Below are 16,070 nucleotides of genomic sequence, written 5' to 3'. Positions count from 1 at the left end.
GCCACTATCAAACTAACCGCCGAAGTCAGCTGCGCTGGCTGAGCCTCTAAACTCGCGCCAAAGGTTTTGGCGGAAGCATTAGCTGATTTGCCGTCCAGCAATCACCCGAATCTACTCGTGGGATTCAATAACGCTGATGACGCTGGTGTCTTTCAACTCAGCGATGATTTAGCCCTGGTACAAACGGTCGATTTCTTCCCTCCGATTGTCGATGATCCTTACCGGTTTGGCCAGATAGCCGCCGCTAACGCTCTCTCGGATATCTATGCTATGGGTGGTCGTCCGATAACCGCTTTGAACATCGTCGGCTTCCCAAGTGGCAATATGCCTTCATCGGTTCTGACCGAGATGCTGCAAGGCGGTAGTAACAAGGTTGAAGAAGCGGGAGCGGTCGTAGTCGGCGGTCACTCCATCCAGGACAAGGAGATCAAGTACGGTCTGGCTGTGACTGGTGTGGTTGATCCTCGGCGGATCATCACCAACGCCGGTGCTCGACCCGGAGATAGCCTGTACCTGACCAAACCGCTCGGCACTGGGCTGATTAGCACGGGCATCAAACGCAATGCCGTCGATGAGAACCTCGCTGTACTGGCGATGCGGCAGATGACACAGCTAAACGCCAACGCTTCAGCGGTTATGGTCAAATGCGGCGCTACTTCCGCGACCGACATCACCGGCTACGGGCTGCTTGGCCATACCTTTGAAGTGGCTTCAGCTTCTAATGTCACCATCCGTCTAATCTCCGACCAGTTGCCGCTTATGCCGGAGGCAACCCGTCTGGCCGAGGCCGGCATGATACCCGGCGGGGCCAATGCTAATCGTGATTTCTTGCAAGGACGAATACGGATTGCTTCGTCCACTGACAGTAATATTGAGCACATAATGTTTGACCCGCAGACATCTGGTGGGCTGCTGATCTCAATTCCCAGGGATAGGGTTCAGAAGTTTGAGCAAGAGTGTAAAGACAAAGAAATCTTCGTCCAGAAGATTGGTGAGGTCGAGACGCAAATTGACATTAGTGTCATTGTGGAATAGACACCCCCGTACCGACCGACACACTAAAAGTAATAGTCGCCGAGCGTGGCTGTTCTTCGTTGTGGCGGCGGTTATCGTGGTGGCTGGATTCGTAGCCTGGCAAAGTAACCTGTCAGCCGATCCTCCTATGTACTATTCCGGGATTGGGCAGTCTCTGTCTACCGATCCGGCCCAGTATACTTTTCATGCCCGTAACCAGGTGCTGTTTGGTGATTTTGATCCTTTCGACTATCCACGCTGGGCGGTCTACCAGCATTCGTTGACCTCTCTGGTTGCCTGGGGCACGTTCGCTCTGTTCGGTGTATCGATAACAACCGCATCTATTGTCGGAGTGCTTCTTTCGCTGGGTGCTCTTGTACTTCTGATGCTGGGCGTAGCTCGTCATCATCGACCCTGGGTCACGGCCGCGATTGCTTTTTGCTACGTTCTGAACGTTACCATGCTGACGCACGGTCGGTTATCATACCTTGAGAACGGTATGCTGTTCATGCTGGCGGCCGCCTTCTGGGTATACTCCTGGTGGGGAAAGCACATGGTTGGGACAGCGATAGCCGGTGGATTAGTTGCCGCCGCCATGCTAACCGGCAAGCTTTTTGGAGCGATGATGCTCCCGGCCCTGATGCTGACTATTTTCTTCAGCGGCGGGACATATCGTTGGAAACTGATACTTGCCACAACCGCAGGTTTTGCCACTGCTACGCTACTGCTGCTGACAGCTCTTTATGGTCCCGAATTCTCCGCAATCAGTGCTTATTTTGGCGAACAGACTTACGGCTTGCGCGGATTTCCCGATGGCTTGAAATCTCCCTGGGCATTCGTGGAAAGGCTTGTCACGTATGGATTCAGCAACCACCTCTTCTTCCTTACGCCCGATTTGCTGTTGTTCCTGGTGGTCGGCATGGTGCTCCCGGTTCAATTCCGACTCCAGAGAACAAAACTAACACCGGTTACGTGGTTGGCTATTTCCTGGACCGCTCTGGCGGTAATTGGTTTATCACCCCTTAACTACTCACCGATTCGATATGCCGTGTTGGTGATTCCGGCCATGATCGTATTGTGCTTCACAATGTTTGATTGCGTGCGAAATGCGCGAGTCGAAGGGACAGCAAATGTGGCACGCTGGCAACTTGTTCTCCTGGTAGGTGCTTTCTGGCTATTCTTGGCACATCTAACGGGCAACGGCCTGTTTTTTGATACGTTCCCCAGGCCGATCAGCATGATCACCTGGACCACCTTGCCCGTCGCGATTGGACTGGCGTTTTTAGCCAGACGTCTGCTGACCACCGGTCTCAGTCATCGGATCTCCAAACGAGCCTGGATGATAGCCCTTGCCACAGTAATGGCGACCTCGGTCGTGGCCAATGGAATACACATTCACCGCTCATATTTCCTTGAGACAAATTACAATATCTCTGAAGCCAACGCCGATCTGGCTACCATTGTCGGTCCTAACGCCATCATCTCCGGGCCATACGGCCCCACGCTGACAGTTGACACCGATCTGCATTCTTTTATCCACCTCTTCCGTGTAGCCAATGTGGACGAGCGACTATTCGACGATAATCCGATCACGCATCTGGCGGTTGATATGTCTAACTACGCCGAAGCCGTGAAAAACTACCCGGCACTTCAAGGACTTCAGAGGGAAACTACTTACTGGATACGGGATGTCGAAGTGGGATTGTTCAGGATCAACGACCTGTTTGAAAATCAGGACGCACTTGCATACCAGCCCAGTCCATACGAGCGGGCCGTCGCATACGTAAGAGCACAGCAGTTCGACAGTGCCATGGCTCTGGCTACTCAGACATACCGACTCCACCCCGAATCAAACTCGACTGGACTGCTACTTGCATCGCTGCTACTCCAGACGGGTCAACTTCAACATGGACACAGCGTCCTGATCTCTCTCGGACAGAGATTCCCGACCAATTTCTTCGTCCAGCTACAGTGTGGTCAGATGTTACAGAGACTGGCCTACCTGACTAAAGATCAAGCGATGATGAACACCGCCCAGGGGTTCTTTGCGAAGGCGGTCGAAGTCAACCCTTATCGTGCTGCTTATGCGCGCAATATTTGGGATCGCGCAGCACAACAGATGCGCGAGGCTAACCCAACCCCCTAAATCACACATACTCCATCTGTCTGAGCAAATACTCCGTCTCTTCTCTCGTGCGGACATAATAATCCTCGCATGGCGAACTTTCCATTCGACTGCTTCACGGCAAAACAGAATTCTTGCCGGGCAAGAAAATTAAAACTTTTATATGACCAGCAACGTTGTATAAGTAGTAAGTATTAGGAGGGAATTGTGGAAGTTGGATTAGTTTATTCCAAGCATGATCCTCGCCAGACCGAAGCACGTGACTTTGTTGTAGAATACATCCGCGAACGAGGGATACTGGCGAAGGTTGTTGAGTCGGTCAAGCCGGTAAAATCACTAACCCTGATTGTCAATGGGCGCACTATCAAAGACCTGCGTTCAGAACCACGTCAGGGACAAGCTCGTATGTTTCCTGACAAGGACGACATGGCCCGCGTGCTAGAACAATACGCCTGGGAGCTGTAGGGGTAAATACTGAAGTTGCTTATCGACACATGTCATCCTTCGACTCTGCTCACTGGCATTGCCAGGTCGGATGACCTGAGTTGAGTATTTCTGAACAATTCCCTATATCGCTGTCTTCTCCTTCAGGAACGCCACCAACTCGTCGACTTTCATCCGCTTTTGTTCCATGCTGTCACGGTCACGGACCGTCATCGTATCATCCTCAAGCGTCGTGCCGTCAACCGTCACACAGAACGGACACCCAGCCTCGTCCATCCGGGCATACCGCCGACCAATAGCGCCAGCGACGTCGTAGAAAACTTTGAAATGTTTTTTGAGTTCCTGGTACACATTCTGAGCATACTCCGGCATCCCGTCTTTTTTAACGAGCGGGAACACAGCCGCTTTGATCGGCGCAACCCTCGGTGATAGACGCAGGAAAACTCGTTTCTCACCCTTGATCTCAACCTCGTCATAAGCATCGACGAGCAAGGTCAATAGAGTGCGGTCACATCCGGCCGAGGTTTCAATGATGTACGGCAGGAATTTTTCGTTCCGTTGGTCATCACGGTAACGCATATCCTTGCCGGTCGCTTCAGAATGGCGGGTAAGATCAAAATCGGTTCGATTATGAACACCTTCCAATTCCTGCCAACCGAAGGGGAAAAGATACTCAACATCGTAGGCTGCCTTGGCGTAGTGGGCTAGTTCATTCTCGCCGTGTTCGTGCCAGCGCAGTTTTTCTTCGTTGATGCCCAATTCGAGATAGAATGCCCAACGCTGCTGGCGCCAGTATTCAAACCACTTTTCGTCCTCGTCAGGATAGACGAAATACTGCATCTCCATCTGCTCAAACTCACGGGTACGGAAGATGAAATTGCCGGGGGTGATCTCGTTGCGGAAAGCTTTGCCAATCTGGGCGATACCAAACGGTATTTTCTGCCGCGATGAGTTCTTTACATTCAGGAAATTGACATAGATACCCTGGGCAGTCTCCGGTCTCATGTAGATAGTGCTGGCGCTGTCTTCCACCGGTCCCATGAAGGTCTTGAACATGAGGTTGAACTGCTTGACCTCGGTCAATTCCGCGCCACACTCCAGGGGAGATTTGGACGGCTTCATGGGGCAAACGCTTTCTTCGAGTTTGTCGGCCCTGAAGCGCGCTTTGCATTTTTTGCAGTCAACCATAGGATCATTAAATTCGGCGACATGACCGGACGTATGCCATACCTGCGGGTGCATCAAAATAGCGGCATCAAGCCCCTCGATATCGTCCCGCCGGTTGGTCATGGAATTCCACCAGAAATTCTTGAGATTGCGCTTCAGTTCGGCTCCCAGAGGACCATAATCCCAGCAGGAAGTGAGTCCGCCATAGATTTCCGATGAAGGGAAAATGTAACCCCGCCGCTTACAAAGCGAGACCAGTTTCTCCATCAGGTCGTCTTTTTTCTTCTTGTTGCCCATAACCAGCTATGTCTTTCTCTTACGATGTGTTGTTGCTGTCTTTCAGTTTCTCAAGAAACTCCAACGATTTAAGTTTTGCCTTGAGGTCGGTCTGATAGCCGACGAACTTGATCAACGCCTCCAAAAGCAACGTGGTTTCTCCGTATCCCATCGACAGGCTAACCGCCTGTGTTAATGGAGCCCGCTGCAACTGCACCAGCAGTTTGTAGCCAGGCTCTGGGATTGGAATATACTGTTCTCCGGTCCTTTGGCAAGCGCTGCATATCCCCCCGCCCCGTTCAGGACAGAAAAAGACACTACCGTCAACAGTCAATTCCCCAGCATCCCGACCACAACCCGGACAACTCGACAACGAGGGGTGGTAGCCCAGATAGGATAGGAGATGGATGAAGAAAGTCAGAAAGACAGCCGGTAATGACTGTCGTTCAACCTTGTCCAGCAAGCTCAACAGGGTAATAAAGTACCGATACAGATCGGTCTGCACCTGGCCATCAGGAAGTAGATGAAACACCAGTTCACAGGCCGCCGATGCATAAGCCAGCCGTCCCAGGGCACCCTCCCCTTCCAGGGAAAACGACTCCACCAATGATACGTCGGAAATGTATCCTGCGGATTCTTTCTGGGAATCGTAGTAGGTGATTTCCAGTCTTGAGAATGGAATAAGCCGCCCCCGACGTGAATTGAACCGCCGACCGCCCTTGTCGGTGAGAGCAAGGCGGCCCTTATCGCGCGTAAATAAAACGACTGTTCGTGAAGATTCCGACCAGTTGAATGCCTTGAGAACAACCGCCTCTGTGGTTTTGAGAGCCATGCGGTATTATTGGCCGCGATAGCGGTAGATTGTCTCGTTCGGACGGACCATATAGTAGCGAGTGCGGGCAATACCCTCGATGTAGCTTGGACTTGACCTCAGCAGTTGGCGCAGCCGGTCGTTTTCGATCAGCTCCACGGTCAAATACCGGTTAGCCTCGACCAGCGATCTTCGCTCCAATTCCAATCTGGCGATGCGTGGTATACCATAGGTACCCGACATCAGCGAGTATAAAAACAACCCCCCAATCACCCAGAATCCAACCCGAATCACGCGTCGCCGTACCCGGGAATTATGGTCGCTCATACGCTGCCATAGGCCATCAGTCAGGGGTGCGAAGAAAGACCGGGTTTTTCTGCTTCGTCGCGGCATAATCGATTGGTAAATAAGAGACCAACAACAAGCAAGATTTAACTCGAACACGAGTGTGTATTGACCGCTGAACCCATACCAAACCGCGACCTTGGCCGCTGTTCAATAATCGCACAGATCGTGTTTTCCCATCGATGACTCAATCCTTGGCGAACCGAGCCGATACTGTAAATATCTGACTGAAGAGAGCACAGTTACAAGCTGGTAGGAAGATGCCCAAGATAGATCAACTGCTTGATATCGTTAAGAAAGCTGGAGCGTCCGATTTGCACCTGGCTGCTGAGAGCGAACCGCTGGTTCGAGTAGCTGGCAGTCTCCAGAAAACACGCCACAAGAAACTGGACAGCGAGAGTATCCGATCTCTCATCTATGAGATTTTGACGGACGACCAAATCCGCCGATTCGAGAAAGAGGGCGATCTCGATATCTCGTACGGTGTGAAGGGAATAGCCCGGTTTCGTATCAATGTGTTTCATGCCTACCGGGGCGTGGCCGCTGCAGTGCGATTGATTCCAGATCGAATCTCGACTTTGGATACCCTCGGGTTTCCGGAAAGTGTGGGTGAATTGGTCCAGGCCAGATCAGGCTTAATGCTCGTTACTGGTCCGACTAATTCCGGGAAGACAACAACGTTAGCCGCTCTGATCGACCACATCAACACCAATTTCTCGCGCCACATAATATCCCTTGAGGATCCGGTTGAATATGTTCATGAGAACAAGAACTCACTCGTAACACAACGGCAGATTGGACTCCATGCCGGATCGTTTTCCGCCGGATTGCGAGCCGCACTCCGGGAGGATCCGGATGTAGTGGTAGTCGGCGAGTTGCGCGACCCGGAGACAATTTCGCTGGCGATTACGGCCGCCGAAGTTGGCCTTCTGGTTCTCGGAACTTTGCATACCAACACGGCAGCAAACACTATTGATCGTATCATAGACGTTTTCCCAGCCGACCAGCAACAACAGATCCGTGTCATGCTAGCCAACAGCCTGTTGGGAGTCATTTCCCAGCAGTTGGTTCAACGGGCCGACAAACCGGGAAGGGTGGCTGCTTACGAACTACTTGTTCGTACCAATTCCATTGCTCACCTGATAAGAGAAGGCAAGACGCATCAGATTCCAAACGTGATTCAGTCGTCGCGGAAACTGGGCATGAGACAGCTGGACAGCCATCTCAAAGCCCTGGTAGACTCTGGAATTGTTAATGTCTCGGAGGCGGTTCGAGTTGCTGCTGACCCGAGTCAGTTCTGCGAACGAGCGCTTAACCCCGATAAGGAATTGGTGGAGACAACATGAGTTCATGCAACCTACGACTTGACCAGATATTAGTCCGGGAAGGGCTTGTCTCGGAAGATCAGATCAAAGAAGCTCTAATGCGTCAGAAAGCCCACGGCGGAAAAGTGGGATCGCAGCTTCTGTATCATCGCTACATTGATGAAGCCGCACTTGTTAAGGCCCTTACACTCCAGTTTGAATGTCGTGGCGTGCTCCTATCAGACATAGAGATCAACTCCGAAGTTTTGAAGTTCATCCCGAAAAGAGTGGTGATAGCTCGCAAGGTTATCCCATTTGACTATGATCCGCAACGCAACGTCCTGAAAGTCGCTTGCGAGGAACCTAATGACGAAGGATTAGTTGGCGAACTCAATTTCGTGGCCAGCGGCAAAGAGATCGAGCTCTATATTGCTGCGGAACTTGCTCTCAATACTGCCATCGCCCGTTTCTATCTCGGACGTGATGTTTCCCTTGATGACAACCTGCTTCTGGAAATCCCCGACGCTGCTACCGACACGGGTGAGATACCTGACGCAACTGACGCAGTGCGAGAGGAAATGTCGGCCGGCAGCCGCGGCGATGTATTGCTCGTCACTGATGAAGAATACTCAGCCCAGATGTTGAAATCGATAATCGAGCGCAGCAACTATCGTATCATCATTACCGACTCGGCCGATGATGCCATCGACAGATTGAGTGAAGGTCGTTTCCACACAGTATTGATCAAAGATACCGTGCCCGGAGATTATATCGATCTGATCGACCGCCTAAGGAAATATTCTCCGCAAACCATTGTACGCTACTACGAGTCCGCCGCCGGGTTGATCCTTAGGGGCGACCCGATGACCGAGCAGGAAGATATGGCGGTACGCAGTCTGGAGTTGCTGACCTCGCTTCTTTCCATCGGGAATCGATCAGCTCTTAATCACGGTGCCGCCGTTGGGCAATACGCCAATCGGCTATGTCAGCAGTTGGGCTTGCCTATTAAAGAGAGGCTACAAGTCACCACTGCCGCATACCTGCACGACCTGGCGAAGTACTACCATTCACCCGCCTCGTCGGATGATCCACGATCAGTCATAGACCTGACCGTCAAACTCCTCGAATCGGTGAACTATCCTCCGGTGGTGGTGGAGATGCTACGATCCATGTATGTCGACCTCGGAGGCAAATACACCAAACGGCTACCAATTGAAATACTGGGCGGCAATATCCTTACTATCGTAGATCTGTTCTGTGAGAACGTTGCTGTCGATGAGCGCCTTAGTCTGGACAAGTTCGACGCCATCAAGAAGAAGTTTCGGGACCTCACCGGGAAGCTGTTCCTGGGAGAAGTAGTCGATGCTCTGGTGACTATGATTCAGGAGCAAATACTCACCCAGCAGACGCTCGACACTTCCAGCCAGGTGATGATAATTTCCAGCGAAGCTGGCCGTTCGTATCCTCTCGAACTCCGCCTCAAACGCGAAGGATTCCACGTGCTGAGCGCATCGTCGCTTGACTCGTCGGGTAGTATGTTCCAACGTCGCCAGCCCGATATCCTGGTTTTGGCAATACCGGGGACTCAGGACAAAGTCACGAGCCATATTGAATCATTATCGGAATACGGAATTAATGTTGAAGATGTCCCCACCTTTGTCCTGGCCGATGACGACGTCACTCCCCACCTGACCAACCTCTTGGAGCAGGGTATCGAGGATGTCCTGGCCATTGATGTGGGTCCGGATCTGCTGGTCGCTAAAATGCAAAAAATCCATGCAAGCCTCGAGGATCGACGACGGAAAGTAGAAACGCTGCCGAGCCAAACCACTGGTACTATTGGACGACTGGCTGACATGAATCTGGTTGACCTTTTACAAGCTCTCGGCCCCAGCCGTAAGACCGCCAAAGTCAGCGTGTCTCCAAATATCGCTGAAGAAGGAGAGCTGACCATTTACCTGAATAATGGGGTCATCTGCTATGCTCGCTACCTGGATAAACTCGGGGCTGAGGCCATCTATGAAGCGATAGGATGGACCGACGGTACCTGGGTTGTTGGGCCTGTGTCTCACCGCAACTTGCCCGAGCCCAACAATACCTTGTCGACTGAATCTATCCTGCTGGAAGGTTGTCGTCTAATGGATGAAAAGGCCAAATCCGGTCAATTGCTTTGATATCCATTTTCGACACAAAGGCAACGAGTGATTTGAAAACTATTGTCCCATCTGGAACAACAGCCGATCAGTCATCAGTTCCTGAGTGAAAATCGCTGCAGTCTATCTCGTCCAGATTGGTGATAATCCTCGCTTTGAGAACCTCTAGTTTGGCGGACGGCTCAGTAGCCTGGAGCTTCATAGAAATGAATTTGTGGAAGGATGACTCAAGTTTGTAAAGGTCGCCGCAGTCACGGCACTTCTTAAAATGAGCCTTCACTTGTTCGGTATCAATCACAGAGGCTTCCTGATCAATAATATCATAAAGCAGATGAAGGGCTTCCTCGCAGTTCATTTCGCAGTCTTCCTGATGTAACCGTTCTTGATTGCATACTCATATAAGACTTTCTGCAGCAGTTTTCGGCCGCGGTGTAGCCTGCTCTTTACCGTACCCAGTTGTAAATCCATAATGTCAGCGATCTCCTGATACGAGAATTCTTCGATAAATGATAAGCCAACAACCAACCGGAAATCTTCCGGCAGGTCTTCAATTGCCTTCCTGGCGTCATTGTCGAGAATCTTGGCCAGGAATTCTTCCTCTGGATTCTCAACCTGTCGGCCAGCCGACAGTTGACCATAGAGAAAACTGTCGTCAATTTCATCAACATTGATCGAAACCGGCGAACGCGACTTCGAGCGATACTCGTTGATGAATATATTGGTCATTATTCTAAACAACCAAGCCCGGCAATTTGTGCCCGTCTTAAATTTATTCCAGAAGCGATAGGCTTTTACGTAGGCTTCCTGAACCAGATCGTCGGCATCGGCTGGATTCTTGGTCATCCGGAGAGCAGTGCGATGAAGCGCGTCCATGTGGGGCAGAGCCTCAGTCTCAAAGGTGATCCGCTGGATTGAATTGTTAGCTTCTGGAGTTGGCATCGTCTCCCATCATAACCCAAGCCATCAGTAAAGGCAAGCTGTTGCTCTCCAATTCAAACGCGTGCCACAGGTTGTGAGAGCACACATCATCGCGAATTCGGCGTCAGACTGAGTAGAAAAACTACTTCTTGTTCTTCTTCGTTTTCTGTCGGAAACCTATCCGTGGGAAAGGATTAACTATAGAGCTGGCGATGTTGGTCAAATGAGCGTTGATGCGTTTGAGATGGCGAACATAGAGAGCCAGACTGATGGACGCACCGGTTGAGAGCGACTTGTTTTGTTTTGTGATCAATGATGTCAGTATGTCATCGGCTGTTTTTCCGGTTTTGTCTTCCAAATGAAGTATATCGCTGGCAGAATCCTTATCCTGCTCACTAAGCACATGAATGACGCGAGGAAATATGTCCCCGATCACTCCCTCCATATGAACTATATCTTTCTCAAACGGACCAGCTTTAAGGCGCTTGGGGTGCATGATAGCCAGTTCGGATATGTTTTTCGTATAGTCACCAATACGCTCCACATCAATAACGATGGAGACCAACACCAGCCCTGGTACTATATTCTGAGTACCGGCAATTGTCAGATGGGTCAGTACATTCCGGCGTACTTCGCGCAGGTACTTGTTGATGCGACGATCCATCTTTCTGATGTCAAACGGCAGTTCGGCGGTGTCGGTCGAACGCAGGGTAGTACACGATGCCTCATACATCTTGAGGTCCGACTTGAGCATCTTCAACGTGGTGGCATAAGCACCCTCAAGAAGGTTCTCTGATCCAAACAACTCTTTGAATTTATTGAACATCGTCTACTCCATTGTTAATCTGCCACGAGCAGAATCACACCAGGTAAAATAAAGAACACCACCACTATATACAATATCGGAACTGCCTTCGATTTCTGAGTTAGTTCCGCCATTTTCTCAGCCAGCCAAATCGGAATGCGTTTCAGGGGCCAGAAGATAGCTATCCCGTAGATGTTGAAAACAAGATGAGCAAATGCAACGCTGATAGCGTGGTGCGAACCGGTCGCAAATGACGCTAAAAAGGCCGTAATAGTGGTGCCCACATTGGCCCCCAACAAGTAGGGGTATATTTGATCAATACGCAACACACCCGCACCGATAAGAGGCACAATGATGGAGGTAGTAATTGATGACGACTGCACCATAGCTGTTACGATTGCACCCAGGATGAAACTCAGAATAGGTGTACGGAAAATATATCTCTGAAAAAAACGCTCCACACGACTCAACACCATCGATTTCAAGAGCTTCACAATATAACGCAACCCGATAAAAAGAAAAGCAAAGGCAATAAAGGCAGATAACCACGCTGAGTCACCGGTCATGTGGATAATGGCTTTGGCTACCGGTTTGGTTATAGCGGCAAGCGGAGAAGCGAAGGTCATCCCGCCAAATCCGGCGAAAACACCCTCGATAATCTCTGCCGTTCTACCAATCAGATTGAAATATATCTGTAGTGGCAGGAGAACCACAACCGAGCACACATTGAAAAAATCGTGGAGCATCGAACCACAGAATGCCCTCCGGAATTCATCTCGCCGCGAGATACTACCCATCGAGACTATGATATTAGTTACGGAGGTACCGATATTGGCCCCCATTACCATTGGAATCGACGCCTCAACCGACAGCACTCCCGAAGCTACCAAACCGACAACAATGGATGTAGTCGTCGATGATGATTGAATGATAGCTGTGGCCAGCACGCCAATCATCAGCGCTACAATCGGATTCGAGGTGGCATGGAACATCGCCTCGGCGAACTCTTTGCCGAATAGCTTGAATGTTCCCCCCAACAGGACAATAGACAAAATAAACAGATACACCAGCCCGAACAGGGCCAGAAGCTTGAGAATCACAACCGGCAACGACGACGAACGATCGCTTTCGGTAATGATGGGCTGGACTGATTCAGCCATATGAGGCTACTATTGCTCCCACCTCGAAAATGCTTAAGTGACCATCTCGCGGCCAATGTATCTGCACCTCGGATAACTGTCAAGAGGAATCGAAATATCCCTCCCTCACTTTGATGCAATTCCTTCTGCTACAGGCCGTTACAGCCGATCGTGCTAGGGTTTTCGACCCGCTGTAGTCAGTATATTACCAGTTGTTCGGAAATGGCGTGAAGCCACCCGCCTTATCTGATCGGCCGATACTTCGCTCAACCCTTCCAGCAACTTCTGATCGTAATCCAATGGCCGGCCCAGGTAGTCATTCACAGCAAGGTAGTAGGCTTGATTTATCGCAGACAACTTGGCGCTCATAAGACGCCCCCAGATACGGTTCTTCGCTCGCCGTAATTCACTCGGAGTGGGACCGTCGATCTGTAGTTTCTCAATCTCAAAGGTGATACCATCAAGTGCCTGTTGATAGTTCTCGGCCGAGGTTGCCATCGAACAATAGAACCAGCCGAAACTACGGTCGAAGGCAACCGACGAACCTACCGAATACGCCAAACCCTGCCGTTCGCGCAAATTGCGATAGAGGCGGTCGGAGAGAATGTAGGAGCCAATCGTAAGGGCTATCGCTTCTTCGTCACTTGCACCCGGTAATGGGCCACCCAGGTAGATAGCGATTTGTTCTTTGTCCATGTCCACATGTACAGTTGCGGAATCAGTCCTTTCCTTGAAGGGATCCGGGACTGCAATCAAAATTCCCATAGCTGGCCGAACCCCCAGTACCTTTTTCGCCCACTCGGTTACACTATCCACCGGATGACCGCTAACTATAGCCACTATCACATTTTCCGGCGAATAGAACCGGGCGTGATGAAGGCGAAGGTCGGTCGTAGTAATCGATCCGACAGTCTCAGGGGACCCCATAACCGGTCGCGCGAATCGCTCGCCATCGAATAAAGACTCAAAGAACAACCCCCGTGCAACATTTCGTGGATTACCGGTTTTCCTTGCCAGGACTCCGATCATCGACCGCCGGATTTTCTCCACCTCGGAGGAATCAAACGCCGGATGGAAAGCCATCTCGCTGAAAAGCTGTAGACCTTCTTGAGCATACTCGTCAATTGTCTCATATTTCATGAATGAAAAACGGCGTGTAGTATAACGATCATCATACGGAATCCACGGATTATCATACAGGGTGACATTGGCTCCTATCAAGGCGAGATCATCAGACAACTGTCGGGCGTCCCGGTTCTTAGTGCCTTTCTCCAGACAACGATTAACAAAGTCAGTGATGCCCGCCTGTCGGTCCCCTTCGTTGGCCGTCCGTCTTTTTCCGATTACATTCATTCCGAATACTTCATTGCCAGGCAGTGATTTGACAATCAATGTCAAACCATTGGGCAATTTCTCCCGATGATAGACAGCCGGGTCGCTCAACTCATGGCTGGTGAGACTCAACTGCGGAAACTCAATCTCATGCCCCGTAAGCAGATCGTACTCTGGAAATGTGGCTGTATCAAAATGTGCAATCACTTCCTCAGCCGACATGCTCATCGGACGATAGGAATCTCCATCTTTCTCGTCGGTTGGTCTGACTATGGTGGCGACAAAATCCGGAGTCCGCAGCCATTTTTCGGCGGTCTGGCGACATTGCGTCCACTCGACCTCAGAGATACGCTCTGCTCGGGTGAGCACATAGTCCCAACCAGCCGACATCAAGTACGGCGCGATCATGAAACCGTAATAATGCAACTTGGCCGAATTGTAGAGATCATGACACCGGATTGAGGTTTTGATCCCCTCCAATGTAGTCGGATTGGCCTCGTGGACAGAGAGTGATGCCAACTGTTCCAGCACCAACGACACAATCGTATCAGCCCGCTCAGGATCATCAGTAGCAGCCGAAATTTCCAGCCGGGAGAATTCCTCGTAGGGCACAAGGCCAACCGACAACTCCGTGACCGGTGGATTGTCCCCGGAGGTGAGGGCTTCAGCAAGCGGGGAGCTCTCCTCGGTTCCGAGATACTCCGCAAGCAGATCAAAAGCTGTATAGTCAGAATCACTGTGTAACGGGGCGGCAATGGAAAAATTGATATGTGTTGAGGTCACGTTGGCCACCGTGTCGAAAACCTGCGCTCCCTTTAGAGAGCTGTATGCTGCACCGTGTTCAGCCAGGTCGCGGTGAGTGGGAGTTTCTAACTCTGTGGGTGGATTTTCCAGATTCCCGAAGATCGTCGCAACCGTCTTTTTCATATCCGAGGATTTGAAATCCCCAATTACCAGCAAGGTCATGTTGCTCGGGATATAGTGTGACTTCCAATAGTCGACTATGGCCGCTCTCGGAATATTCTCGATAAATTCGGCATAGCCCAGCACTGGGTGTTCATAAGGTGTTCCAGCATAGGCATAGTTGGTAAAGAAATCTTCCACCGGAGCATCAGGGGAATCATACGAACGCTTGATCTCCTCGATAACAACCTTGCGCTCTTTTGCCAGCTCCCCTTCCGGGATTATGGAGTTGAAGAGCATATCAGCCTGGATCGTAAGGCCATAGTCGATATACTGTTGGGGGAGCAAGACCAGAAAGGCAGTTAGTTCCTGACGTGTAAAGGCATTTATATAACCGCCCAGATCGGCAATTGATACATCCAATTCCTCTCGTGACAGGTTGGCCGTCCCGTTGAATAGCAAATGCTCCAGAAAATGTGTGATACCGTTTTCGTAGCGGGTCTCATATTTGCTCCCGGACTTGACAAATATAAGACTGGACACCATCGGCGAGGCGTGGGTCTCTTTGAGAATCACCTTCATTCCGTTGTCCAGTCGATAGCTTTCGGTGGCACCGACTGTCGAAACGATAACGATTGCCAACACTATAATGCAAATGGTTGCTGTTTTGGATCCTGTCAAGACTCTATTCAAGTACATATTGGTCTCCAGAAATATGTGGTTGCTACTAAAGCTCCGCGTCTGTAACGCGATAAGAAGGAATAGTATTAGCTTAAGCAAGCACTGTCAACCAGTCGTTTAGGATAGCAGATAGACATTGACAAGTAGCACCCATATTGTATATTCGGCACTTCATATTATGAGTAATTTGATACGACATAAAGCCCTGACCTCTGCCGCTACAACGGCATCAGCCTGGCTATTGGTACTACTAATAGTTACCGGATGGGCCAACTCCAGTGGCTGGATTGGGCATCGGACGACAGCCATTGATGAGGCCTTGCCAACAACTCAGGACTATATATGTAATTACCCGCCGACTCCGGGTGAGAGTGGCACCGACATGACCCCTGATGGTCTGCCGACAACTCAAGGACCAGCCTATGTAGTTCTTCCCCTCCTTCATAAGACCGACAATACTTTCAGGCGGGGATTGCCGGAGAAGTTTTCTCTCAGTAGTGCTCATGACTCGATCGCTCCCCGGGATTCTTTCAGGGCTACCCCGACCTCAATTGCCCAGGTGTCTTCGCACCTCGCTCGGCAGCATACGCTGGTCGGCGCCAAACCTTCCGGTACCGGCTGAAGTCCAGTCCTTCCTTTCCAAGACCCGATTC

The 16,070-nt window shown here is 50.7% G+C and carries 14 protein-coding genes; 6 read left to right on the top strand and 8 right to left on the bottom strand.

The window, feature by feature from the left end; genetic code table 11:
* Nucleotides 1-6: 6 nt before the first annotated feature.
* The 3 genes from selD to KOO62_04305 all read left to right on the top strand — a co-directional run bounded on the left by selD (nucleotide 7) and on the right by KOO62_04305 (nucleotide 3,604).
* Nucleotides 7-1,035, top strand: coding sequence for a selenide, water dikinase SelD (selD, locus tag KOO62_04315; protein MBU8933212.1), 1,029 nt, complete (start codon nucleotides 7-9; stop codon nucleotides 1,033-1,035).
* On the top strand, nucleotides 1,025-3,160 hold the full coding sequence (locus KOO62_04310; GenBank protein ID MBU8933211.1) for a hypothetical protein: 2,136 nt from the start codon (nucleotides 1,025-1,027) through the stop codon (nucleotides 3,158-3,160). Before selD ends, KOO62_04310 begins: the two co-directional genes overlap by 11 nt.
* A 186-nt stretch (nucleotides 3,161-3,346) precedes the next feature.
* Nucleotides 3,347-3,604: a hypothetical protein gene (locus KOO62_04305; protein MBU8933210.1), complete on the top strand. Its 258-nt coding sequence runs from the start codon at nucleotides 3,347-3,349 to the stop codon at nucleotides 3,602-3,604.
* Between the two features lie 102 nt (nucleotides 3,605-3,706).
* Here the strand turns inward: KOO62_04305 and KOO62_04300 are convergent, their stop codons facing one another.
* The 3 genes from KOO62_04300 to KOO62_04290 are packed head-to-tail and all read right to left on the bottom strand — an operon-like array spanning nucleotide 3,707 to nucleotide 6,230.
* Nucleotides 3,707-5,047 (bottom strand): glycine--tRNA ligase, encoded by a 1,341-nt coding sequence (locus KOO62_04300; protein MBU8933209.1) that lies wholly within the window; start codon nucleotides 5,045-5,047, stop codon nucleotides 3,707-3,709.
* A 19-nt stretch (nucleotides 5,048-5,066) separates the two neighbouring features.
* Nucleotides 5,067-5,858, bottom strand: coding sequence for a DNA repair protein RecO (gene recO / locus KOO62_04295; GenBank protein MBU8933208.1), 792 nt, complete (start codon nucleotides 5,856-5,858; stop codon nucleotides 5,067-5,069).
* A gap of 6 nt (nucleotides 5,859-5,864) precedes the next feature.
* Complete coding sequence (locus KOO62_04290) at nucleotides 5,865-6,230, bottom strand: septum formation initiator family protein (protein ID MBU8933207.1); 366 nt, start codon at nucleotides 6,228-6,230, stop codon at nucleotides 5,865-5,867.
* 212 nt (nucleotides 6,231-6,442) lie between these two features.
* Here KOO62_04290 and KOO62_04285 point away from each other — a divergent pair, with 212 nt between their 5' ends.
* Nucleotides 6,443-7,528, top strand: coding sequence for a type IV pilus twitching motility protein PilT (locus KOO62_04285; protein ID MBU8933206.1), 1,086 nt, complete (start codon nucleotides 6,443-6,445; stop codon nucleotides 7,526-7,528).
* On the top strand, nucleotides 7,525-9,660 hold the full coding sequence (locus tag KOO62_04280) for a DUF4388 domain-containing protein (GenBank protein ID MBU8933205.1): 2,136 nt from the start codon (nucleotides 7,525-7,527) through the stop codon (nucleotides 9,658-9,660). Before KOO62_04285 ends, KOO62_04280 begins: the two co-directional genes overlap by 4 nt.
* Nucleotides 9,661-9,727: 67 nt before the next feature.
* Here KOO62_04280 and KOO62_04275 read toward each other — a convergent pair whose 3' ends face one another.
* The 5 genes from KOO62_04275 to KOO62_04255 form a co-directional block, all read right to left on the bottom strand.
* The gene (locus tag KOO62_04275; GenBank protein MBU8933204.1) at nucleotides 9,728-9,994 is read right to left on the bottom strand and encodes a zf-HC2 domain-containing protein; all 267 of its coding nucleotides are present in this window, start codon (nucleotides 9,992-9,994) and stop codon (nucleotides 9,728-9,730) included.
* On the bottom strand, nucleotides 9,991-10,578 hold the full coding sequence (locus KOO62_04270; GenBank protein MBU8933203.1) for a sigma-70 family RNA polymerase sigma factor: 588 nt from the start codon (nucleotides 10,576-10,578) through the stop codon (nucleotides 9,991-9,993). Before KOO62_04270 ends, KOO62_04275 begins: the two co-directional genes overlap by 4 nt.
* A 121-nt stretch (nucleotides 10,579-10,699) precedes the next feature.
* Nucleotides 10,700-11,383: a hypothetical protein gene (locus KOO62_04265; protein MBU8933202.1), complete on the bottom strand. Its 684-nt coding sequence runs from the start codon at nucleotides 11,381-11,383 to the stop codon at nucleotides 10,700-10,702.
* Between the two features lie 14 nt (nucleotides 11,384-11,397).
* Nucleotides 11,398-12,522, bottom strand: coding sequence for a Na/Pi symporter (locus KOO62_04260; protein MBU8933201.1), 1,125 nt, complete (start codon nucleotides 12,520-12,522; stop codon nucleotides 11,398-11,400).
* Between the two features lie 153 nt (nucleotides 12,523-12,675).
* Nucleotides 12,676-15,381 (bottom strand): insulinase family protein, encoded by a 2,706-nt coding sequence (locus KOO62_04255; GenBank protein ID MBU8933200.1) that lies wholly within the window; start codon nucleotides 15,379-15,381, stop codon nucleotides 12,676-12,678.
* 214 nt (nucleotides 15,382-15,595) lie between these two features.
* On the opposite strand from KOO62_04255, the gene KOO62_04250 reads away from it, so the two are divergent.
* Complete coding sequence (locus KOO62_04250; protein MBU8933199.1) at nucleotides 15,596-16,039, top strand: hypothetical protein; 444 nt, start codon at nucleotides 15,596-15,598, stop codon at nucleotides 16,037-16,039.
* Nucleotides 16,040-16,070 lie beyond the last annotated feature (31 nt).

The organism is Candidatus Zixiibacteriota bacterium (assembly GCA_019038695.1).
Classification (GTDB): domain Bacteria; phylum Zixibacteria; class MSB-5A5; order GN15; family FEB-12; genus B120-G9.
This window is presented reverse-complemented; position numbering and strand designations above follow the sequence as displayed.